General features: G+C 50.6%; 8 protein-coding genes and 1 tRNA gene. 4 read left to right on the top strand and 5 right to left on the bottom strand.

The window, feature by feature from the left end:
- Window positions 1-99: 99 nt before the first annotated feature.
- Both GmarT_RS27445 and GmarT_RS27450 read left to right on the top strand, forming a co-directional pair.
- On the top strand, window positions 100-1,575 hold the full coding sequence (locus GmarT_RS27445; protein WP_002647362.1) for a sulfatase family protein: 1,476 nt from the start codon (window positions 100-102) through the stop codon (window positions 1,573-1,575).
- A 311-nt stretch (window positions 1,576-1,886) separates the two neighbouring features.
- Window positions 1,887-1,960: transfer RNA gene (locus GmarT_RS27450), tRNA-Met, on the top strand.
- A 228-nt stretch (window positions 1,961-2,188) separates the two neighbouring features.
- Here GmarT_RS27450 and GmarT_RS27455 read toward each other — a convergent pair.
- A complete protein-coding gene (locus GmarT_RS27455; protein WP_002647361.1) occupies window positions 2,189-2,452 on the bottom strand; it encodes a hypothetical protein in 264 nt (87 codons plus the stop codon).
- A 478-nt stretch (window positions 2,453-2,930) separates the two neighbouring features.
- Here GmarT_RS27455 and GmarT_RS27460 point away from each other — a divergent pair, with 478 nt between their 5' ends.
- Window positions 2,931-4,772, top strand: a complete 1,842-nt coding sequence (locus GmarT_RS27460) for a M48 family metallopeptidase (RefSeq protein ID WP_002647360.1) — start codon at window positions 2,931-2,933, stop codon at window positions 4,770-4,772.
- A 27-nt stretch (window positions 4,773-4,799) separates the two neighbouring features.
- Here the strand turns inward: GmarT_RS27460 and GmarT_RS27465 are convergent, their stop codons facing one another.
- From GmarT_RS27465 to GmarT_RS27480, 4 genes are all read right to left on the bottom strand, one after another.
- Window positions 4,800-6,293 carry a sulfatase gene (locus GmarT_RS27465; protein WP_044238713.1) on the bottom strand — a complete coding sequence of 498 codons (1,494 nt, stop codon included), beginning with the start codon at window positions 6,291-6,293 and terminating at the stop codon, window positions 4,800-4,802.
- A gap of 156 nt (window positions 6,294-6,449) precedes the next feature.
- The gene (locus GmarT_RS27470; protein WP_157158966.1) at window positions 6,450-11,030 is read right to left on the bottom strand and encodes a choice-of-anchor Q domain-containing protein; all 4,581 of its coding nucleotides are present in this window, start codon (window positions 11,028-11,030) and stop codon (window positions 6,450-6,452) included.
- A gap of 133 nt (window positions 11,031-11,163) precedes the next feature.
- Complete coding sequence (locus tag GmarT_RS27475; protein ID WP_187782321.1) at window positions 11,164-19,398, bottom strand: right-handed parallel beta-helix repeat-containing protein; 8,235 nt, start codon at window positions 19,396-19,398, stop codon at window positions 11,164-11,166.
- A 235-nt stretch (window positions 19,399-19,633) separates the two neighbouring features.
- Window positions 19,634-24,313, bottom strand: a complete 4,680-nt coding sequence (locus tag GmarT_RS27480; protein ID WP_002647354.1) for a choice-of-anchor Q domain-containing protein — start codon at window positions 24,311-24,313, stop codon at window positions 19,634-19,636.
- A 414-nt stretch (window positions 24,314-24,727) separates the two neighbouring features.
- Between GmarT_RS27480 and GmarT_RS27485 the strand changes: the two genes are divergently transcribed.
- Window positions 24,728-25,186 carry a hypothetical protein gene (locus GmarT_RS27485; protein WP_002647353.1) on the top strand — a complete coding sequence of 153 codons (459 nt, stop codon included), beginning with the start codon at window positions 24,728-24,730 and terminating at the stop codon, window positions 25,184-25,186.
- The last annotated feature ends 21 nt before the right edge of the window (window positions 25,187-25,207 follow it).

Genomic DNA, 25,207 nt, shown 5'->3' on the forward strand with positions numbered 1-25,207 from the left:
ATTTGCGATTGCCTGCCGCGCCGATTAGAATGAAATCAAGATTTTAACGACTCTCCTGCAATTGATTCCCGCCTGTTACTCCAGCGAGAAAGCCACACCATGAATCGATGTCTGTTTGGAATCCTCAGTCTGCTGTTGTTGTTCGTCTCCGTTGAATCGGTCTCCGCTGCGGCGAAGCAGAAAAATGTCATTGTAATTGTGGTCGATGACCAGGGCTTTCAGGCAGGTTGCTACGGAAACAAGGTCATCAAAACGCCGGGCATCGACATGCTCGCAGAATCGGGAACCCGTTTCTCCCGCGCTCACTGCACGACCGCCAGTTGCTCGGCCAGCCGTTCGGTTATTTTGACCGGCTTGTATAACCATGCCACCGGACATTATGGCCACGCTCATTCATACAACCACTTCAGCACCTACGCGACCGTGAAGTCACTCCCTATTATTCTGGAAGAAGCCGGCTACCGCACCTGCTCAATCGGCAAGTATCATGTCGCTCCCGAATACGTTTACCAGTTTCAGGAGTACCGCAATAAAGGCGTCCAGGGGAACCGCAACTCCGCAGTGATGGCCGCCAACGCGAAAGAGTTCATCACCGAAGACGACGACCGCCCCTTCTTTCTGTACTACTGCAGCAACGACCCGCATCGTGGTGGCGGCCCCGACGGTTATGCCAATTTTAATGACAACCCCGATCGCTACCCTGGTGTCACGCCTGTCAAATACAAGCCCGAACAGATCCAGGTTCCACGCTGGCTGCCTGATCATCAGGAAGTCAAGGAAGAGCTGGCGGAATACTACCAGGCGATTTCGCGTCTCGACCAGGGCGTCGTTTCGCTGATCAACACACTCAAAGAAACCGGCCACTGGGAAGACACACTGGTGATGTTCCTCAGCGATAACGGCCCCCCGTTCCCCGGAGCCAAAACGAACCTGTATCAGCCAGGCATGAATTTGCCGTTGATCGTCCGCGATCCGACCGTCAAGAATCAGGGAATCGTCACCGATGCCCTTGTCACCTGGGCTGACCTGACACCGACAATTCTGGATTACTGCGATGTCACCCCGAAGAAAGTTCCCAAACTGCAAACGGTCGTAAACAACGGCAAGCGAGTGGAAGGCAAAGGCAAGCCGGTGCCTTACACATTCCACGGGCGTTCGTTCCTGGAGATCCTCGGCAAAGAACATGCTCCCGAATTCGATGAAAGTTACGCCTCACACACATTTCACGAGATCACCATGTATTACCCGATGCGTGTGATCCTGAGCGGCAACTACAAGTACATCTTCAACATTGCCCATGAACTCCCCTACCCGTTCGCCTCCGATTTATATCGGTCACCCACCTGGCAGGGTGTGTTGAAACGGGGTGACAAGATGTATGGACAGCGGACCGTTTATTCGTACCTGCACCGACCCCGGCACGAGTTGTACGACATCAAAGCCGACCCCTGGGAAGCGAAGAATCTGGCATTCGAGCCGGAACATCAGGAGACCCTGACTAAAATGCAGGAGAAACTGAAGGCCTGGCAGGAAAAAACCAAAGATCCCTGGGTTTTGAAGTGGGAATACGAGTAAAGCGGCGAAAATCAGGCTGACCAGAGCGTCTCTATGTCCGTTTCGAGCGAGTATAATAGCACGAGAGCCACTCAGGTGACTGGTGATACGCATTAGCGAAAGATTGACGGCTGATACGACAATCTTCGCAGGGAATTATGGGAATTTAGACAAAGTTACTCGACGCCAGCGGGGGACCTGTCTATAATGCCTCCGTACGGTAACGATATTCGCTTACTGTATTTAGGGCTTTTAATCATCTAAATAGTGCCTGTCACAGGCGTTATTTGTATCTGAAACTGCTCTTAGTCAGTCCATTTATGGACCCATAGCGCGGGGTGGAGCAGCCCGGTAGCTCGCGAGGCTCATAACCTCGAGGTCGCAGGTTCGAATCCTGTCCCCGCCACTTTTAAACCCCGATGTAGTGAACTTGTCACCGCATCGGGGTTTTTGTATTTCTCCCTTTCCAGTTGACTGACGTGCCTCCTACCTTGATCCCGTTGGAATGCTTAGACTGAGTCCAGCTTTACTTTAGCGTCTCCAGGACCATATGGAGCGAGTATTATTGTTCGAAAGACGCTCTGGTTAAATGTCATGCGTTCTAGATATTCGATGTAAATCATCCTCGGCGCGACTAAGTATCAATGAGTGAATAGAGCCCGCCGCCATCGTGCTTCAGTCTCCCTTGTTTCACCAGTTCCTGCCAAACGGCCTGGGAATACTGGTTTGGCGGTTCAATGGCAACGACCCTTGATCGTTGACCCGAGGATGTGGCACCGTAACCCATTCCGGATTCATCATCCAGGCAAGTCAGCTTGAGACGTTTGCGAAACGCCTTCATGGCCAATTTAAGTTCCTTATTCGAGGGCAGTTCGGGTGTGGCTTCGGAGTCGACCAAAATGTATTCCTTTGTAAATCCTGATGGAACGATTAATGACTGTCTGACGTACCCCCAAGTATGACACCAGTCACGTGACTTCATGTCCGATTGTACCAACGAGCGTGCTGCTGGTCTAAGGGCAGTATTTTTACATCAGACTAATGATCATTCCCTCCGAAAATTGAGCCCCCAGATTTGGTAGCGAGAGGGGAATGAAAACTATTTAACCAGAAATTTACTGGAATCTTTTCCGCGTGTTGTTTAGGATGCGTTCACTAGACTGTATCCGTTTTCCTGTAGCGTCTCCAAAGCCATTTGGATCGAGTATAATAGATCGGGACGCGCTACGGTTAAATGTGATGCGCTCTAGATTTTGAACGAAACGCCACTTAGCAGTCTCTTGCAGTCAACCTGTTGCCGGTAAGGCTGAAGCAGCTTTCATCTGGGAAATTTCGGCTCATCCTGTTGACGACATATTCACTATAGGAGCACACTGATGAGTCACCCGCATGAGGACTTTTCCAGACTCGGATTTGCCAAAACATTTTTTCTGCCTGCTCTGTTGATCTTTCTGATCCCTACCATTTCTCTCATCCTCTTTATCTACATTCAGGGGGCTTACGACAGAGAAGGCCGTGATGCCGCTCTTCAGCAGATTCGTGCCGATCAGAGTCTTACCGCAGAACAGAGAGCCAATGCCGAAGAGTTGTTCAGCAATGTTCCCTTTTCGCAGCTGATTACAATTCCCGGAAATGAGGACATGGTGAGCCCCCAGGCGGCCTTCGACTATACCACGTTTCGCTGGGCAATTCGCTTCTCGCTCTTTTCCATCATTGGCGGCATTGTGGTGATCTTGCTGAGCGCGTTCTGCGTCGTGGCATCGCTTCGATCGCAGTGGATCCAGTACGTGAGCCTGTCGGTCAGTTGGCATGTGCTGCGCATCTTTGGTGCCGCGCAGGTGCTGATCCAGGGAGTGTTGTTATTTGCCTTGTCCTTCTGGATCACCGCGTTCTTTTTAGAGAGATACGTCCCCAAGTTGATGGTCATCGTCGGCATCCTTGCGCTGGTGGCAATCGCGGCCGTCATCAAGTCGATGTTCATGAAGCTCAACAATGAAACCGTTGTCGAAGGGACCGTGATCGAGCGGGACGCTTCACCGGCGTTATGGCAGGAACTCAGCGCTATCTGCGCGAAAGTCGACACCGAGACGCCAGACCAGGTCATCGCTGGTATTGACGACAACTTCTTCGTCACAGAGCAGAGTTTGACAGTAGGAGAAAAGAACTACTACGGCCGGTCGCTGTTTGTCAGCCTCTCACTACTGAAACAATTGAATGGCAGGGAAGCCGACGCTGTGCTGGCCCATGAAATGGCCCACTTCAGTGGCAATGACACGCTGTATTCGCAGAAGATTTCCCCTTTACTGGTCCGCTATGACAATTACCTGCAAGGGCTCTACGAGGGGGGAGTGTCGCTGCCGGTCTTCTACTTCATGAACTGCTTCCGAGCTTTGTACGAAGTCTCTCTGAAGCGTTTGAGCCGTGCACGCGAATTCCGTGCGGATCGCATTGCCACGGAAGTGACGTCTCCGCGCGACATGGCTGGTGCGCTACTGAAAATTATTGCCTACTCGAGCTACCGCGTGAAAGTCGAACAGGACATTTTCCAGAAAGAAGAGGTTCTGGAAAATGCGAATGTGTCGCAGGAGATTGCGCAAGGTTTTGACAACTACGCTGGCAGCTTTATGTCAACTCCGGACATCTCGCATCTGCGAACCTCGCATCCTTTTGACACACACCCCTCTCTGGAAGACAGAATGAAGGCCGTTGGCTGTTCCCTGGAATCTCCTGATTCGCAAGTCATGCTGTCCGAACCAGGCGATGGACAGTGGTTTCAGAAAATCGATGGAGCAGAACAACTGGAAGATGAGCAGTGGAAAGAATATGAAGAGCGATTCCGCGCCTACCATGAGGAAACGCTACCCTATCGTTTCCTGCCCGAGACCGATTACGAACTGGCGATCGTTCTGAAAGCGTTTCCCGAAGTACAGTTGACAGGAGAGGAAGGTCTGCTGACGATTGATCACACAGGCATCAAGCACCATCCCTGGGAATCTCCCGTGCAATTCAGCGACATCCAGTCGTGTCAGATGGACGACAAAGGGAGGTTGAATTTCACTTCCACGGGGGGCGCTCCGAGTAAGATTAACCTCAAGAAGTTTAAGGATTCGGACCAGCAGAAAGTGATCGAGGCGGTCGAGCGTTACTACTCCCGCTACCTGGCCGCGAAAGAATATCAGGAACACGTCAAGCAACCTGGCAGTACCGATGACGAGTAAGCCTGCGATGCGGGAATACGATACCGTTTATTTACTACGGGGTGCTGCTTTTTTCTTTACAGGCCGCTGATTCCGCGGGCGGGGCCTGGGGTAGTTTGCCAGTTTTTGTTTTAGCGTTTTGATGACATCCGGGTGGTCGGCTGCCAGGTTTCTGGTTTCTAATGGGTCGGTCTGGTAGTCGTAGAGTTCGTAGACGGCAGGTGCTGTCGGGTTGTTAGAGGGACGCCATTCGACCAGGCGATAGCGTTCGGTGCGGATGGCGCGGCCCAGTTTCTGTTTGGGGTAGGCGTGATACGCATGGTCGCGCACCCGGGCTTCGGGGTTCTTCAGGACGGGAACCAGGCTGACGCCGTCGATGGGTTGTGGGACTGTGGGTGCGGGCAGGCCGGCGAGTTCGGCCAAGGTGGGAAACAGGTCGACGCTTTCAGCAAGTTGTTTCGTGGAGGAACCGGGCCGCGTGACTCCGGGAGCCGCGATGAGCAGCGGGATGCGGTTGGCCTGTTCGTAATTGGTGTGCTTGGTCCAGATGCCCAGGTCACCCAGATGGAAACCATGATCGCCCCATAACACAACGATGGTCTCGTCAGTCAGTTTAAGCTGATCCAGTTCGGTGAGCACTTTACCGATCTGAGCGTCGACGAAACTCATACTGGCGTAATAGCCGTGAATCAGTTGGCGTTTAAGTTCCTCGCTGAACTGCGCGTTCCGTTCGACTGGTACAGGGCTGTAATTGGTGATCTCCCCGCCACGCTTGCCGGCGACCGGAGGTGCGTTTGCGGGGAGTTCTTCAAACTGCGGCAGCGGCAGTTGTGATGGATCGTAGAGGTCCCAGTATTTCTGCGGTGCGCTGAAAGGGAGATGCGGTCGCGCGAAGCCAGCGACGATGAAAAACGGGGTGCCCTCTTGCTTGCGGCGTTGCTGTGCGGCTTTGAGCCTCAGCATGGTTTCCGCGGCCACGCGTCCGTCAGCATATTTGATGTCGGCCACATCGGGCGATTCATAGGCAGCGCCGCGAGGTAGTGATTTGATACGGTCAAGCTGCTGATTGGTGAAGTAGGCTTCTTCCCGCGTGAGCTTTCCGCCCTCGGTACTGGCGGGCTCAAGGTATTCGATCACCTTGTCGTGGAAATGAGGCACGCTGAACGACCGGGGATCTCCGTGGTTGCCATGCCCGATATGAAAGACTTTGCCCAGCGATTCGGTCCGGTAGCCGCCGTGCTGCGCGAAGTATTGAGGCAGCGTGACGGCGTCGGGAACGATTTGTCGCAACTGACTGCCGAGCCCATATAAACCGGTTGATGTTGAATGTGAGCCGAGCATCAACGTGAACCGCGACGGTGCGCAGACCGCCTGGTTGCAATAGGCCAGATCAAAACGCATCCCGCGTGCCGCAAGGGAATCAATGTTGGGTGTGCGGGCGACCGGATCGCCGTAACAGCCGAACGCGGGTTTCAAGTCATCGACGAGGATCAGCAGAATGTTGGGGCGTTCTGCAGCAGAAACACTGCTCAGTGAAAGCATTAACAGGGGAACAAAAATGAAACAGACGCGGCGCAGAAAATTCAAGTCCCACCTCCTGAACACTGGTAGTGATCGAACTTTGGATTTGATTCAAATTCCGATTCTACCCCAAACACAACGGGTAAGCGAAGCATTCCCCCAAACTGGCAATGCGTTTCAGGAGACACTCTGTTCCGCATCATCGGTCAGAGTGCTAAAGAACGCATCCGTCTCAGCTTCCCAGTCCATCAGGCGACGTTCGCTGGGGGCCAGACTTTCCTGCATGGCGCCGTCGTCTGCATGATCATATCCCAGCAGGTGCCCCAGTTCGTGCAGTATGACGGTCCAGAGATCAATTTTCCCGAGAACATTACTGGTAGCATAGGGCACTGATACCAGAGTGTAAGGCCCTGTCGCATAAAATTCACTATGGTCGTCGGGGGTGTCATCCACAAACCAGCCATAGCCGGCGGCATTGACGTCGATATAAATCGTACCATGGACGGTATTGCTTAACACGCCCTCGGGAAGATCAACAATCTCGATATCAACCTGCGCCAGTTTTGCATTTTGTGCTGCTGTCAGTTGCGGATCGAGAGATTCAACAACACTGCTTAACATCGTCTCCGCTGATGCCTGTTCGACGGGCCTGGCATTCAACTGTGGTAACAGTTTGGGAGCGACTGTTAAATGTTTGTTCCGGTTTTCGGGGAAACCCTGAGGATAATTGACCGTTGATTGATTGGTTTTATTCCTGCCGTAATTACTGACGAAGGAGATCAGATCGCGGTAGTTGACGTTGTGATTCTGATCCAGATCTGCGAACCAGGCATAGCCGGAATTCGTCTCTCTGGGATCAGAATTAAAGACATTGATAAACAGAAGCAGATCTCGATAGTCGATCTTGTCGTCATCGTTGAGATCATAGGGGTTCGCGAAGACCAGGGTTTCGGGCGCGGGTCCCTGTACCTCTTCGGTGGCGATGTTGCCCACCACCTGGACCTCGGTCTGGTGAACCGTGAATCCAGGACTTTGCGGAATCATGAGCTGACCTGCCAGATCAAGATCGATACCATCGCTGTCCGTTGATTCAAACCGGATGCGGGCAAACAGCACTCGTTGATCGTCTCCCACATCGGTCAGTCTTGTTTCAGCTGACAGGTTTTCAATCATGCCCGTCAGATCATTGATGATACCTGTCTGGTTGATGGTGAAACCGGGACCAAATTCAATACTGACAGCGGTGGCAATCGCGGTGTTGTAGCTCAGGTTCATGGCTGCAGACAACACTCCCAGGTCAGTCGCAGCGGGTGTGCTGATCCAGATTTCGAGCCAGTAGCCGGTCCATTCGTCGATCCAGGTGAGGTTGTCCGGAAGCGTAGTTTGCTCTCCATTGCTTTGAGTGGTTGTCTTTTCGTCGACTATCCGCAGCTCAACCTCGGCGAACGTGTGTTGAACTTCGAAAGCACCGATATCGATGGTCTCATCTACAATGCGTTCATATCCTTCCCCGCGCGGGTCCTGAGTGATGGATCTGCGATTGACGATGTTCAGGTTCGTATCATTCAGAGCGTTATTGTCTCCGCCATTGATCGCCGCACTGCCTGGTAACAGCGCGTGTGTTTTCGTAACGCCACCATTGTCTCTCAAAACGGGATCAAGCAAGCCTGCCACGCTGTCCTGGACGATGCTGTTTGTTTTTGTGACATAGTATAGAACTTGCGGAGCCGAAGCAGCCGTATTACCGGCAACAATCGAATTGGTGATCGTACCGCCCAGGCTGTTCATTACATAGATACCGCCCCCATTTCTGGCTGCAGCGTTGCCGGTTAAAGTAGAATTGATGATCTCCCAGGGATAATTCATATGATCAAAGGCGATGCCGCCACCGACCACGAGAGCAGTATTCCCGGAGAGGGTACTGTTTTGCAGCACCAGGGATCTCTTAGAATAAATCCCCCCTCCCCAGGCTTGTGAGGAATTTTTTTCGAACAGGCTGTTCTGGACCGTCAGGTTATCACAATAACTACTGATACCCCCTCCGTTTAAGCTTGCCGAATTCTTGAAAAAGGTGGAATCTGTGATGAGAACATTTTTTCCGCTTAAATACAGTGCGCCACCCGAGCTGCCGCTGTTTTCTGAGAAGTGACTGTTTTCAATGTAAGCAGTGTGATAGGCGCTGTAAAAAGTGAGCGCCGACGAATAATACACGGCCCCAGCGCTGGAGGTGGTCGTATTGCCCTGGAAGGTACAGTCCGTGATGCTCAATTCCGTAAAGACCGGAGGGAACGTCGACGATATCTGATGATAGATTGCACCTCCTGTGACTGAACTGTTTTCAGTAAAGACCGACTTGCTGACGGTTAAGACTCCCTGAGTGATGTAAATCCCTCCGCCTAAGGTATCACTGCTGTTTTGCGTGAAGGTGCTGGCAGAAACAGTCAGGTCACCGTTTTGAGCGACGATCGCTCCTCCCGCATAGGACGTTTGATTTTCAGAGAAATCGCATCCCGTGATCGTCAGCAAACCATCGGTACTGTAAATGGCGCCGCCATACCGGTCTGCGCTGTTGCGGACAAACGTGCTGTTCGTCACTGTCAGCTCACCGCCACTGTAGATTGCCCCGCCGTAGTTGCCGCCGTAAAGCGGACCATTTAAAACACTGGCCTGATTGTCTGCAAACACGACATCGGAAATGGACAAGGTTTCCAGACTGTGAATGGCGCCTCCGCTTGAGTAGTTGGCAAACCCGTTGGTCAGTGTGAATCCGCTTAACTCAACACTGATGGAAGCTTCGGCATTCTCATCATCAATGCGAAAGAGGCGGCGGGTTCCGTCGCCACTGAGAGTCAGGTGCTCTACTCCGTGGCCGATGATGGTCACGTCATCTGTAATCACCAGCTCATTAAAAAGCATGAGCGTCTGATCAAAGAGGCTGGCATCAAAGGTGATGGTATCCGTGGTCGCTGACTCATTCGACAGCTTGATGGCTTCCCGCAACGATAAGTTTCCGGTGGAATAGTCGCCGTCGTCGGTATCCGTGGCAGAGTCGACGAGAAAGTGTAACGGACCGGTATCTGTCGCTTCAAAGGCACCGATGTCAACGATGCCATAAATGATTCTAGCAAAACCGGCTCCGCGCTGATCAGTAGTGAGTTCCGCATCGATGGCGATATTGTTCGTACCAGCATTAATGGCAGCGCTACCAGGCAGTAAGGCATGAGTTTGAGTAAGGCCGCCGTTATCTTTCAATACCGGATCAATCAATCCTTCAATACTGTCTTGGATAATGCTTGCGTTACTTGTGAAACTACCTGAAACTTGAGCACCTTCATGAACTACAGTATTCCCGGCTATGATAGTATTCGAAACAGTAAGTGTTCCATACGAATCATTATATATACCCCCTCCGTAACTTGCTCTGTTCGCGGTGAGAGTGCTATTTACAATATCGAGTACACCACTGTTGTAGATTCCGCCTCCACGAAGTGTATTGGAACCATTCCCTGAAATCGTACTATTGATAATAGATAATACTCCAGAGTTATCGATTCCACTTCCATTACCGCTAGCAAAATTTGCTGATATGGTACTGTTTACGATTGTCAATTTCGCAAGGTTAGCAATTCCACCCCCTACTGAATTATTACCAGTGAAACGACTATCGATAATTAGCATCGAACCATTTAAATTATAAATAGCGCCGGTGGATACATCATTCTCTGAAATGTCACAGTCGGAAATAACTACATTAGTACCGTTAGTTGTACTGTTCGTGATAGCGCTTTTCTCACTATTTTCAGAGAAGACACTACGAGTCACTGTCATCTGGCCATCATTATAGATAGCACTACCTGAAGAGTGAGGGCCTGCCGAATTATTTGAAAAAAAACTGTCGGTGACACTGAGTGTCCCATAAAGAGTGCCAATTCCGCCACCATAACCCGATGCTGAGTTGCTAAGGAACGAACACTCGGTAATGGCGACAGAGCCATAGATTCCATAGATTCCCCCACCTTGCCCTTGAGTGGTCGTGGCCATATTCTCTGAGAACATGCTATTCATTACATTCACAGTACCAGTGGAGTTGTAGATTGCACCTCCATCTACAGCCAAGTTATTTGAAAATGTGGTGTTTGAGACTTCTAATGTACCAGCCACATTTTTAATTGCACCACCATTATTAAATCCTGCACTTTGAATCTGGACACTTGACACATCATTCTCAGAAAACAAACAGTCTTTGACGGTGAGATCCTCATAATTGGAGATAGCCCCTCCGTTATCTGAGAAACCATTGGTCAATGCCAGTCCTCTGATTTCGACGGTGAGCAAAGTTCCGAAACTTCCATCATTGATGTTAAAAATCCGACTGTCACTATTCCCGTCCAACGTGAGCTGATCTGAACCCAGCCCGGTAATCGTCAGGTCATCAGTTATCTGTAGCTCTGTAGTGAGTACAATCGTTTCACCTGCGAGCGCGGCGTCGAACGAAATCGAATCCGCGCCGGCACTGGCGTTGGCCTGTTCGATGGCATCGCGGAGACTGCCTGCGCCGGAGTCGTCCGTATTCACTACCGTGAACGCGGTCAGCAGTGTGCGGTCTTCCAGCGACTCTACTACTGCCTTGCGGGAAACGAGTGCCTGGGCGGAGGGAGTGCGGTCGCCGTGGTGCTGGTGGCGTCGCGAGTACCGGGAGCGGGAACATTGATTGCGGAGCCGGCGGTTCAGTGTAGTCAGCCAAAGAGAGCGAAACATATAAATAAATCCGGTCAGGGATCTGGATGTGATCAGATCCATCGTATCAGTGTGAGATTCTGTAATCGAAATATTTTGAGGCTATTGAAACAGATCCTGCGTTTGATGTCGGTCAAGGTCTGTCCCCGTCCAGTTAGAAGTCTGTCAGCTCTGTCCCTTGAGTCAGCTCTATGAAAAAATCGTCGGTGTCATCATTCCAGTCCGCCAGATGGCGTTCGCCGACAGACAGACTCTCCTGCATCACACCCTCGTCTGCATGTTCGTAACCCAGCAGATGCCCGAGTTCGTGCAGGATGACGGTCCAGAGGTCGACGTGCCCGGCAGCATCGCTGTCGGGTAATGCGATCAACGAGAGTTCGCTGGAAGAGGAAAACTCGCTGTTGTCCGTGGGAGTCGCATCGACAAACCAGCCATAACCGGCGGCGTTGACGTCGATGTAAATCGTACCGGGAACGGCGCGGCCCAGGGTGCCTGCTGCCAGATCGACGACCTGGACATCGACGTCCGACAGGATCTGCTGCTGTTCAGAATTCAGTTGCGGACTGAGTTCTTCTTTGGCGGATTCCAGTACGTTTTCGGCAGTAGCCTGCGTCACTGAATTCGCATTTTCCTGTGGTGGCAGTTGAGATTCCACCGTCAGCAGCTGGTTCCAGGCATCAGGAAAATTGACTGGATAATCGATGGGGAAGGCACCGTCTTTACTTTTGCCGAAGTTATAGACCATCGCGAGGAGATCCGGAAAATCGACCCGGCCATTCTGGTTATAGTCGGCTGCCCAGGCATGGCTGGCATGAGACAGACCAGGAATCGCACCGAAGACACGGATAAACTGGATCAAGTCACGGTAGTTAACCAGATCATCATCATTCAGGTCAAAGGGATTTGCGTAGATGGCAGTTTCAGGAGCAGATCCATGCACTTCTTCACTGACGGCAGTGCCTGAAAACAGAATTTCAGAATGATCTACCAAGATATCAGGGCTCTGTGGATTGAGTGTCTGGCCTTCGAAATCCAGGTCGACGGCATCAGCAGTGGTTGACTCAAAACGAATGCGGGCAAACAGCACAGGCTGGTCATCGCCTGCATCCGTCAAACTGGTTCCAGCAGACAAATTTTCGATGACACCGGTAAGATCATTAATGGTTCCTGCCTGACCGATGGTAAATGCCGCACCATATTCAATTGCCGTTGCTGTGGTGACAGCGGTGTTATAGTTCAGGTTCAGATTGACGGAACCGATTCCCTGGCTGATCGCCAGCGGCGAACTGATCCAGATTTCCAGCCAGTAGCCGCCCCATTCATCGATCCATTCCCGGTTTTGTGGAAGCTCACTGACTTCGCCATTGGCAGCAGTTGACGTTTTCGAATCGACGATGCGTAAATCTATCTGAGCAAAGGGGGCTTGAACTTCAAATGCACCGATGTCGACCGTTCCGCCGATGATCCGGGAGAAACCTTCCCCCCGCTGGTCGGTGATGAGATCGGCAGCGGTAGCTGCCGCGTTATCGCCGACATCAATGGCGACACTGCCGGGCAGCAGGGCATGCGTCTTTGTTGGTCCGCCGTTATCGCGGAGAACGGGGTCCAGCAGACCCGCAATGCTGTCCTGAATGATATTGTAACTGCCGGTAAAACTACCACTGACCTGTGCATCAAAAGTCGCTGTATTTCCGGCTATAATCGTATTCACGAAATACGAAATAGAATTGGTGGTTCTGACACCGCCTCCGTTATAGGACGAATTCCCAGTCACCGTAGAATTGATGAGCGTCAAAGGTTGGCTGCTATTGGAATAGATGGCACCGCCACCGGATTGAGATTGATTGCCGGAAAGAGTGCTGTTAGAAATTGTTGTTGTTCCAGCAGTCGAAACATAAACCCCTGCTCCAAAGTACTCGGCACTGTTATCAGCAATCGTACTTTCAGAGATAATCAGTGTCCCTGTGCTGTTGATGGCTGCACCGTTTGTGTCAGATGTATTTCCTGAAAACGTACTCTGTTGAACTGTCAGGTACCCCAGTGTGTTGTGAATCCCGCCTCCACTCTGTTGAACCGAGTTTCCGGTAAATACACTCTGTGTGACCGTCATGAAGCTGTAAGACAACTTGATGCCTGCAGCCCGGGTTCCGGAATAGTTATCTGTAAACACACTATTTGAGATGAATGCATCGTTTTCTCCCTGGGGAGTTGCCAGCTGAGAAGAATGAAACAGGGCTCCCCCTTCTGAAGACACGCTTGGATTTTCAGGGTCGATCAAAGCCTGGTTCCCGGTAAAACTGGAACCGTGTATCGTCATCGCTGAGCGGTTATTGTAGATCCCTCCTCCTGTCCGAGCCTGATTTTGATTAAAGGTGGAATCGGAAACAGACAGGTTACTATCAGTGCCTGAATAAACTCCGCCACCAATTAAAGCAGTGTTACTCGTAAAATCTGATGCTGTGATGGTGAGAGGACCATTGATGCTGTAAATGCCCCCTCCCCGACCTGTTGTGCTTTCTCCGATTGCCGCGTTTCCTGTGAAGTGAGAACCTTCAACTGACAGACCAATTCCATCAGCATAAATTCCTCCTCCGGATTCGACCTCGGTATTGTCAGAAAACGTGCTGTTGATGATTGAGATGTTTCCAGAATGACCATTGCTCTTGGAGTAGATCCCCCCTCCCAGAACAGCCTGATGTTCGGAAAACGTACTATCACTCACATTGATGATGCCTCCCGAATTATAAACTCCTCCACCATTGCCGGCAGCTGTATTCTCTACAAAGGTGCACTCTGTAATCGTCGAAGGATTCAGTTCCGGATATGGTATGTAGAAAATGTTATAAATGGCGGCGCCATCTCTCGTCACGGTATTCCCGGAGAATGTGGATGTATCCAGTGTCAGAATGCTGTTGATCGCAAAGATCCCTGCTCCGCGATCAGCGATGTTTGCAGACAGTCTACTCCCCGACATCGTCACACTACCCTGACCGGAATAAATGGCTGCCCCTTCATTGCTGGCGCTATTTTCCGTAATGAGTGTGTCTGTCAGTGAGATGTTTTCGTAATTATAAATTGCCCCGCCCTGCCTGGCAGATCCTTTCGTCAGTGTGAGACCACTGATTTCCACATCGATGAATGTACCAGCTTGACCATTATTTATATTGAAAATCCGGGTATTATTGTTACCACTGATCGTCAGCTGATCCGCCCCCAGACCGGTCATTATCAGGGCGTCAGTGATCGTCAATTCACTTCCCAGCGTGATCGTCTGACCTGCCAGCGATGCATCAAAGAAAATCGTATCGGTGGTGGAAGCAGCATTTGCCAGTTTGATTGCTTCCCGCAATGAGAGATTTCCGACCGAATAATCACCATCATCGAGATCTGAAATCGTATCCACGAGAAAGTTGTTTACATAACCTTCAAAGGCCCCGATGTCCACGATGTCGTCCAGGATCCGGGTAAATCCGGTTCCACGTTGGTCTGTGGTCAGTCCCGCATTTGACGCTGCGGTATTATCGCCGGCATTCAGCGCGGCACTACCTGTCAGCAGTGCATGCGTTTTAGTGGGGCCGCCATTATCGCGCAGGACTGGATCAATCAGTCCGGTGAGACTGTCCGTGATCATGCTGGCTGTTTCCGTGTAGCCGCTATCGATCTGAACATTATTGATGTCCGTATTTCCTGCAACAATCGTATTGGCAAGATGAATCACATTGGGCTTCGTTGAGTAAATTCCTCCCCCACTGGATCTGTAAGACGTTGCGTGATTCATTACGATCGTGCTGTTGACGATTTCCAGGGTGGTATTGCGATAGGTATAGATACCTCCGCCGAGGTAATCGGCACTGTTTTCTGACAGGGTGCTGTTCACAAGAAACAGTTCGTTGTCATTCGCAAGTGCGCCGCCGTTATAATTCGATCTGTTTTTATAAAACGTGGATGAATCGACGGTCATGAATCCAGAGTAATTATTCTGGATGGCTCCACCGTTCTCCTCTGCCGTATTCTCATCAAAAGTACTGTTCCGAACTGACGCGTCACCTTCAAAGAAATAGACGGCAGCGCCAGCGCCGTCCGTCGTGTTATGTGAGAAGGTACTTTCATTGACTGTGAAACCAGTACCTCCGGAGCGGAAATACATAACTCCCCCTCCACCTTGAAACTGTGATGCATTCCCGGTAATCAGACTGTGCTCTATGGTGAGTCCGGCAAGCGTGCTGTAGATCGCACCACCGCCCAAGCGGGCAGTATTGCCTGTCAAAGTACTGTTCCTGACAATCAGATCTTCATGCGTGAGAATGGCACCTCCGGTACTGAGTGTGGATCCATTCGCCAGAGTCAGGCCATCGATCTCGACGGTAATCGTTTTCGTATCGTCTCCATCATTAATATGAAAGACGCGACTGTTATTGCCGGCATCCAGTGTCAGTTGATCTACCCCCAGGCCGACAATGGTCAGGTCAGCCGTGATCAGCAACTCGCTGGTGAGGTAGATTGTCTGACCGGCGAGCGATTCGTCAAAGAGAATGGTATCAGCAGTGGAGTAAGCGTTTGCCAGTTGAATCGCTTCCCGCAGTGATAAATTCCCCGCCGAATAATCGCCGTCATCGAGATCAGAAATCGTATCCACCACGAAGTCGGACTCGTAAAATTCCACAGCGCCAATATCAATGGCTTCGTTAAAGATTCTGGGAAAACCGTTTCCGCGTTGATCCGTTACCAAACCTGCAGTCTCGGCCAGGCTGTTATCGCCGGCATCGATGGCCGCGCTGTCTGACAGTAACGCATGTGTCTGTGTCGAACCGCCGTTATCTTGAAGAACCGGATCAATCAGGCCTGTGATGTCGTCCTGCACAATACTGAATGACGCGTTGTACCCCCCCGCGATCTGTGGTGAACCGGCAGCGGTATTCCCTGCAATGATGCTGTTTTTGATCTCGAACGGGTTGGTAGCGCTGCTATAAATGGCTCCCCCCATAGAGACATCTGACGTGGCTTCATTCAACACGATCGTGCTGTTCAACACTTCCAGTGTAGCGGTCGAACCGGAATAGATGCCTCCGCCCAGCAGAAGCGTGCTGTTACCGGACAGCGTACTGTTTTGCACATGCATCTCAGCGGAATTCGCCAGCGCCCCGCCGTTATTAGCTGAGTGGTTCAGTGTAAACGCTGTATTGCTGATTGTGAGAGTTGCATCCGCGTGGTAGATGCCGCCACCGTCCAGGGTGGCTGTGTTGCCAGTCAGAAGCGAATCTTGCAGAGTCAGATTTTCCCTGTTGAGAATCGCGCCTCCGTTGTCATCGGAGCCATTCGTCAGAGTCAGGCCGCTGATGCTGACTGCAATTTCTGTAGCGCTGCTGCCATCATCAATCGTAAAAATACGACTGTTGCCGTTACCATCCAGGGTGAGCTGATCTGCACCCAATCCGATGATTGTCACGTCATCCGTGATCAACAACTCATCAGAGAGCGTAATCGTCTGACCGGCGAGTGCGTTGGAAAAGCTGATCGTATCCACCGCAGAAAAAGCGTTTGCCAGTTCAATTGCTTCCCGCAGTGACAGATTTCCTGCTGAATAATCGCCATCGTTGAGATCGGAAGTGGTATCTACAAGCAAATAAGCGGTCTGAAATTCAACAGCCCCGACATCAACCGTCTCATCAAAGACTCTGGGAAAACCTGCTCCCCGCTGATCTGAGATGAGACCGGCGTGCGTAGAAAAGCTATTGTCACCGGCATTGATGGCCGCACTGCCAGGGAGCAGAGCGTGCGTTTCTGTCTCGCCGCCATTGTCGCGCAGGACTGGATCAATCAGGCCGTCGATACTGTCCAGTATAATATTATTTTGATCCTCATAGAGCCCGCTGATTTGAACACTTTGCCCTGATGAGTTTTCTGCGATGATGCTGTTTGTGATACTGAACGAGTTGCTGTTGCTTCCATAGATGGCGGCGCCGCGAGATAACGCGGATCTTGTATAATTCAAAACAATCGTGCTGTTGACGATTTCGAAAGTGGCTGTAGTAGAAGAATAGATACCCGCACCTAAATCAAGTGCACTATTTTCAGAAATCGTACTATTCGCAACAAGTAGTTCACCAGAATTCGAAATCGCGCCACCATTACCCGATGTCACATTTTTCACAAAGGTAGAGGCATCAATGGTCATCGAACCGGAACTATTATTATAAACGCCTCCTCCGGAATCGACTGCAGTATTCACCGAGAACGTGCTGTTCAGGATGGAAGAGTTACCGGCTGAAATAAAGATGGCTCCGCCTCTGAGTCCAGTAGTGTTGAATGAGAAAGTGCTCTCACGGACAACTAAATCAGTGCCACCGGATCCTGCCACATACACTCCCCCCCCACCGTGAATCACTCCTGTATTTTCTGTAATGAAACTGTTTTCTATTGTCAGGGACCCATACTTACTATAGATCGCACCGCCGCCAAGCCGCGCCCGGTTCCCTCTCAAGGTACTGTTCTTCACGGTCAGGTATCCCTGATTCAGGATGGCTCCACCATATCCCGTGGTCGAAGTACCTGACTCATTCGAATTTCCATTCGTCAGTGTCAGCCCCTCGATTTCAACTGTAATCTTAGTCACACTAAAACCATCATCGATTTTGAAAATACGGGTATTATTGTCACCACTGATCGTCAGCTGATCGGCACCCAGGCCGGTAATCGTCAGATCATCTAAAATCAATAACTCATCAGTCAGCGTAATCGTCTGTCCTGCCAGCGCGGCATCGAACGAGATCGTATCTGCCCCTGAAGTTGTATTCGCCAGAGCAATTGCCTCACGTAAAGACAATTGGCCGGCTGAATAATTTCCATCGACGACATCGGAGGTCGTGCTGACGATCAGATCGATTGGTACCGCGACGGGCGATTCGAAAGCACCAATGTCAATGATGCCGGAAACGATTCTGGAAAAACCGGTTCCCCTCTGATCTGTGGTCAGTCCTGCATTGGTCGCAGCAATGTTATCCCCGGCGTTGATCGCGGCACTGTCTGACAACAGCGCGTGCGTTTTGGTGGGACCGCCGTTGTCTTTCAACTCCGCATCCAGCAGTCCAGCGATACTCTCCTGGATAATGTTGGCAGTGCCCGTGAAATCGCCAGCAATCTGCTGACCTGAGTCGGCTTGATTACCTGCAATGATCGTATTCATAATCAAGGTAGGGTCGGTGCTAAACAGATAGATTCCGCCTCCGTTGCTGATCCCACTTCCGGTAGCCACATTACCAACAATCGTGCTGTTAATGACAGTAACGGGCTTGCTGCCGAGTGCAAAAATCCCGCCTCCGTCGAACACGCTGCTGTTTCCGGAGAATGTACTGTTATGAATAGTGACGCTTTCCGCTCCCTGGCTGTAGATTCCCCCGCCATTGACATCCGCCGTGTTCCTGTCAAAAGTCGAACCGGAAACGAACAGCGTCCCCCCGTTTGCGATCGCCCCACCACTGAAATCGGTATGATTCTCGATAAAACTGCTGTCATTCACAGTCAGGTCGCCGAAGATATTTCGCAGGGCACCGCCGGGAAATTCTGCCGTGTTCTCAGTGAAGGTACTGCCATTGACGATACAGATTCCATCGCGCAGCAGAACCGCTCCCCCTGAGAACAGGGCATGATTGCCTATAAACTGAGAGTTTTCGATCAATAACCGTTCACCGTCTTCCGGGTAAGGGAACGTTTCTTTGTGATAGATGGCCCCTCCATCACTTTCTTCTGCCGTATTCCCGATAAACTGACTGCCTCGCACCGTTAAAGAACTGGCATCGTCATAGATAGCTCCACCCGATCCGGCAGTGTTGCCTGTGAAGATGCAATTCTCAATCGTCAGATTTTCGGTGCTGAAAATGGCGCCACCATTATCTGCCAACTCAGTATCAACGGTATTGGAATTCCCGTTTGTTAAGGTCAGACCACTAATCTCAACTGTGATTGTTGAAGAACTGGAATCATCATCAATATTAAAAATTCGAGTGTTGTTGTTGCCATCCAGTGTGAGTAGATTCGCCCCCAGGCCAGTAATCGTCAGATCATCTGAAATCAATAACTCGTCAGTCAGCACAATCGTCTTCCCCGCCAGCGCCAGCGAAGCATCGAACGTAATCGTATCTGCGCCGACATTTGCATTGGCGGCTTCGATGGCGTCGCGCAGACTGCCCGCGCCGGAATCATCCGTATTCAAAACCGTGAATACAGTCAGCAATGTACGGTCTTCCAGAGACTCGACAACATTGCGGGAAATCAGTGCCTGGGCGGACGGGGTTTTCAGCCGTTGATTCCGGGAATGACGTCCGCGTCGAGGGCGAGTCGAGCGTATACGGAGCTGGTTCTGCAACGAAGTGAGCCACTGTTGTATAAACATATTTAGAACAATCCGATTGTATTGCGGGAACTCGGTTCCGATTAACTGTCGTGTCATCACGACTGACTGGAATGAGTAGTGTGTGGTGAGTTTAAAATGAGAGATCTGAATTGAATTGAGGACATTTGAGTATTTTGTGTAGAGTAAGTCGTATACTACCATAGACTAAAGAGGATACAAACGTATTTATCCTGTCTTAGCGTTAGTTTCATCAAAAGAAGAATTCAAAAGGACACTAAAACGACGTTAATACTGATTCTGCGGGAAATTCCATGAAAAACTGATCCGTATTGTCATTCCAGTCCGCCAGGTGTCGTTCGCCTGGAAGCAGACTCTCCTGCATCACATCTTCCTCAGCGTGTTCGTAGCCCAGCAGGTGTCCGAGTTCATGCAGGATGACAGTCCAGAGGTCGACATGCCCGGCAGCTTCGCTGTCGGGTAAGGCGATCAATGAGAGTTCGCTGGCAGAGGAAAACTCGCTGTTGTCCGTGGGAGTCGCATCAACAAACCAGCCAAACCCGGCGGCGTTGACGTCAATATAAATCGTGCCTGGAACGGCGCGGCCTAGAGTATCACCCGCCAGATCGACGACTTCGATATTCACTGCCTCCAGTGTTTCACGTTGATCAGACGTCAGCGGGGGACTGATTTGCTCGACGACGGATTCCAGTACTGTCTCTGCAGCGTTCTGCGTGACCGTTCGTGTTTTCACCTGGGTTGATATTGCGGGAGCTTCTACGATTAACAGCTGATCTCCATTCACCGGAACAGTGCTCGACTCTGTTTCGTTTTTGGTCGTACCGTACTTCATGGCCAGGAGAATCAGATCGTTCAGATCGACACGTCCATTCTGGTTATAGTCTATGAACTGACTCAGATTATTATTTTGTGTGGCTGCTTGCGACCCGTAAGCGTTCATAAAGATCTGCAGGTCACGAAAATTAATCCGCTCATCATCATTCAAATCAAACGGGTTTGCCTGAATCTGGAAGTCAGATAAGGCATAAATAATTTCTTCACTTTCCGCGCCTCCCACAAAGCGGATCTCTGGTTGATCGATAGAGAATTCAGTACCGGCGACAGTCAGAAACGGTCTGGTGCTGTCCAGATCGATCCCATCCTCTGGCGTTGATTCAAACCGAATGCGGGCAAACAGAACGTATTGATCGTCGCCGACATCGGTCAGACTGCTCTCAGCGGACAACCCTGTGATCATTCCCAACTGGTCGTTGATGGTTCCCATCTGGTTCAGTGTGAAGGCTGAGCCGAATTCAAAACGAGTGGCGGTAGTAATCGCAGTGTTGTAATTGAAATTCAGAGAAACAGAGAATATGCCTGACTCTAACGTGGACGAACTGACCCAGATTTCCAGCCAGTATGGTTGCCACTCATCAATTACGCTAAGCCCCAGTGGAATCGATTCCGTCTCACCATTGCCTGCGACTGGAGTTTCTGTCTCCACAACACGTAAATCAAAATAGGTAAAAGGTCCCTGATATTCAAAAGCACCGATATCAACGATCCATTCGACAACTCGAGGAATCTCCGCATTGCTCCGTTGATCGATATGCAATCCTGTCAGCCATACAATCGAAGTGTTACCAGCATTGATGGCAGCACTGCCTGGCAGCAAGGCGTGCTCCATTGTCCGGCCGCCATGATCTCTCAATACCGGATCGAGCAGTCCCTGGATGCTGTCCTGAATAATATTACTGTCACTGAAAAATGGTCCTGAAACCTGGGAATCAGAGGCTGCAGTATTTCCGGCAACAATCGTGTTTGTAACCATGGGAGAAACCATGTTAGACGGCAGCTTGCCTTTGATGTTATAAATCGCAATCCCACCCCCCTTATTGGTCGCAGTATTTCCAACTATTGTGCAATTAATGATGGTCACTGGATAATTGCTTCTGGAATAAAAGCCGCCTCCCTGGTCGAATGCTGTGTTTCCGGAAAGTGTAGTATTGTAAATCGTAGTGGTTCCAAAGGAGTTGGCGTATACAGCACCACCGAAAGTGCCCGTTGTGTTTTCAGTAAATAAGCTGCGTTGGACCAGCAGATCTCCCTGGCTGAAGAGACCGCCACCGAACTCTGCTGCAGTATTCCCGATGAAGCGGATCGATTCCAGTTCCAGTTCCAGTCCCTGATGATTGATGCCTCCACCATTTTCCAAGGCAACATTCTCAATGAAAGAACTATCATAAATTGACAATGTATTTCCGGAATAATGAAGCCCGCCACCATACAAAGCGGAATTCCCGGAGAATTGCGTGTACCCGATGTCCGCCTCTCCGGAAAGATAGACTCCTCCCCCTTCCGATCTCGCTGTATTTGAGGAAAAGATCGAACCCCATATCTGCACTGAATATCCCGAATTATACAGGCCTCCACCTCCCCCCCAGTACGGGCTTCCTGTGGCAGCGTTGCCTGTAAAACTGGAATAATAGACTCTCAAACCGCTAGTCGCATTGTGGATGCCGCCACCAGATCTGAGCACCGTGTTATCAGTGAATCGACAATTATAAATCAGTGGTTTGTTGAATGCCCATTGAATAAAGATGCCACCTCCTGATTCGGCTGAATTGCGTGTGAAATCAGAATCATAGATCTCCATGCCATAGGCAGATACATAAAGGCCTCCCCCTTTATCGCTGGCAATATTCTCAGCAAAGATACTTGAGGAGATATTAAAGACGCTCGAAAAGACATTCGGTAGTCCGGCATCGCTGCTGATACCGCCGCCTCGTGAGGCTTGGTTTGCAGTAAAACTGGAATTGGAAATCGTCATAATACCGAAGTCGCTATCAATGCCTCCCCCGTTTTCCAGGGCAGTATTTCCGGTAATCGTCGAATCCACGATTGAAAGATTTTCGAGACAACTGATGGCACCACCATTTTCGGCGTAGCCATTCGTCAGTGTGAGGCCACTGATTTCGACCAGGATTCTGGTCTGCTGGACTCCGTCACTGATATTAAAAATGCGGCTGTCGCCGTTCCCGTCGAGGGTCAGTTGATCTCTGCCCAGTCCGATGATTTTCAGATCGTCAGTAATAGCAATTTCCTGACTGAAAATGATCGTATGCCCGGAAAGGGATTCGTCAAAGACAATCGTCTCTGTAAAAGGACTTTCATTAGCCAGACGGATCGCTTCTCTCAGAGATAGCTGACCGGTGGCATAGTTACCGTCATCTTCGTCGGACAGGGTATCGACAACCAGGGTATATCCGTTGAATTCATACGCCCCGATGTCAACGGTTCCCGAGTTGATTCGCGCGTAGCTTTCCCCCCGTTGATCCGTGTTAAGGCCGACCTGAGTGGCTGCATTATTTCTGCCCGCGTCAATCGCCGCACTGCCTGCCAGCAGGGCATGGGTGGGAGTTGCCCCTCCGTTGAAACGCAGGACGGGGTCGATCAGGTTTTCAACACTTTCCTGAAAGATATTTTTTACCCCGGTCACAGCTCCAAAGATCTGTGCACTCGTATTCGCAAGATTTCCGGCGATGATCGTGTTGGAAACCTGTGGTTTCGAACCTTGAACGTAAAGCCCGCCGCCTGAGGTTACAGCGGAATTACCCGTAATCGTGCTGTTGATAATCGTGACAGGGGACGAAGTGACTGAGTACAGACCACCCCCCAGAAATAAGGTGGTATTTCCGGAGAGCGTACTGTTAAAAATCGTCGCAGTCCCCTCCTGTATATTGGAAATGGCCCCACCAAAAGAGTCGGCGGTATTTTCAGAAAGCGTACTGCTGAGGAGTGTGAGAGTCCCTCTGTTGTCAATGCCACCACCGATATCCAGCGACTTATTGGCATGCAGGAAACTATGTTCCACGATCAGAGTTCCGTAATAATTGGCGATCCCTCCACCAGAATCTCCTGCCGAGTTCATAGAGAATGTACTGCCTGAAATCGTGGCCTGTGATCCTATGACAACGCTTTCATAAACATTAACAAATACAGCACCTCCGTTTTCGGTTGCCTGATTTTCCGTGAACGTACTCTCTGCCACATTCAGAAACGCTTCCAGACTACTGATTCCCCCACCACTCTGAGCCCTGTTCTGCAAGAAGACCGTGTTGGAAATCTGAGCGCTGCTGTACTGCGAATTATGGATCGCCCCCCCCAGTCGAGATGCAGTATTCTGAGAAAAAAATGAGTTGGTGACCCACATTGAACCAGCAATGTTAGTGATGGCTCCTCCTGTACCGTACCTGTTTCCAGTTACAGTATTGTCTGTAAAAGTGACACGATCCACGTTTAAAAAAACTGACTGACTATAAATCGCACCACCGGACCGGGATGTATTTCGCAGAAATTCTGAGTCACTGATTGAGAGGTGCCAGTCATCGGAGTATATGGCCCCTCCGCTAGAGGATCCTATGTTGTCTGAGAAAACCATCTCCGAAAGAGACAGTGATTCGTAACTGATAATCGCAGCCCCACTATCCGCGAATCCATTTGTCAGAGTCAGACCAGTTATTTCGACTATGATTGCCTCATCTGCAATCCCATTATTCAGGTTGAATATCCGACTGTCACCGTTTCCATCAATGGTTAATTGATCGGCCCCCAGGCCTGTGATCGTCAGATCATCTGAAATTAATAACTCATCTGTGAGCACAATCGTTTGACCGGCAAGTGCGGAGTCGAACGAGATGGTGTCGGCCCCGCCACCCGCATTGGCAGCTTCGATGGCAGCCCGCAGACTGCCTGCTCCAGAGTCGTTGGTGTTGACCACAGTGAAGGCAGTCAGCAGCGTGCGATCTTCCAGAACCTCGATTGTGCGGTGGGGCGGGGCGCTTGAAATTCGAGGGGCGCACTTGTACCGATTCCGGCTTAATCTCGCGCGGGCACTTCGTCTGAATCGGGTTCGGTACTGGCGCTGCAGGACAGTTAACCACGGAAATGAGAACATCGAAGAAATATCTGCTCCAGTAACAATTGGACACTGACTGTTTACGGACGTGTATACTACCCCCAGTCTGGAGCGTTTACAAAGATTACTTAAAGATCAGCCGGCAAACTAAAGGTGATTAATGTTCACATTTTATCCACGCATTTCATTTCGAATGCCTTGAAAACAAGGGGTTTACTGCTCATATCACTGCTGACCGGTGTTTATCTGCGGGTCTGTCCTGATTTTCGGGTAGACTGTGTCCAGTTTTACTGGAGCGTCTCCAGGGCTGTTTGGCCCGAGTAGATTAAATTGCGAGACGCTATATTTAAATGTGTTGCGATCTAGAATCGACTGAATTTGCTGCGACGGCCCCACCTGTTGTTCAGATCGGTGTAGCGCGGCGCGCGATACCTGTTCAAGGATGTGACTTTGATGCAGATCGGTACTTTGCTGTTGTGGTTTCTGGTTGTGAGATGCCTGAACGGAAGCTCTGCCTGGCGATGTTTACGAATTGAAGATTTTCGCGAACGGCGTTCACCAGTCAAGGCGATATGCTGCGATACTGGTGTGAAGCTGGCGGACAGCTTGCCACTGCAAAGCGATGTCGCGCCGAAAGGTGTCGACCCGCAGGTATTGGAACTGCTCATCGGGAACAGGTGGCAGCGCTGGCTGATTCCGGGGTGTTCAACCAAGGGACTTTTATGGGGCTCTGTCGCGCAGGTGCTGAATCATCCACTGCTCGTAGAACTGGACACGCGCGCGACACAGTTCAACGCAGTTTCGAGAATCGCGACAGCGCGTCAAGATATATTTATCGAACCGTTTTTATGCAGTGGGTCAGGAACCGTAAAGGGGAGTGTGAGTCAGCCGATGTTACGATTTTTCAGGTAATCTATGCGAATATATGAATTT

The sequence above is a fragment of the Gimesia maris genome, from assembly GCF_008298035.1.
GTDB lineage: Bacteria > Planctomycetota > Planctomycetia > Planctomycetales > Planctomycetaceae > Gimesia > Gimesia maris.

Coding starts and splice junctions, on each gene's coding strand:
- GmarT_RS27445 (WP_002647362.1), top strand. CDS start 100: ATGAATCGATGTCTGTTTGGAATCCTCAGTCTGCTGTTGTTGTTCGTC.
- GmarT_RS27460 (WP_002647360.1), top strand. CDS start 2,931: ATGAGTCACCCGCATGAGGACTTTTCCAGACTCGGATTTGCCAAAACA.
- GmarT_RS27465 (WP_044238713.1), bottom strand. CDS start 6,293: ATGCTTTCACTGAGCAGTGTTTCTGCTGCAGAACGCCCCAACATTCTG.
- GmarT_RS27470 (WP_157158966.1), bottom strand. CDS start 11,030: ATGTTTCGCTCTCTTTGGCTGACTACACTGAACCGCCGGCTCCGCAAT.
- GmarT_RS27475 (WP_187782321.1), bottom strand. CDS start 19,398: ATGTTTATACAACAGTGGCTCACTTCGTTGCAGAACCAGCTCCGTATA.
- GmarT_RS27480 (WP_002647354.1), bottom strand. CDS start 24,313: ATGTTCTCATTTCCGTGGTTAACTGTCCTGCAGCGCCAGTACCGAACC.
- GmarT_RS27485 (WP_002647353.1), top strand. CDS start 24,728: ATGCAGATCGGTACTTTGCTGTTGTGGTTTCTGGTTGTGAGATGCCTG.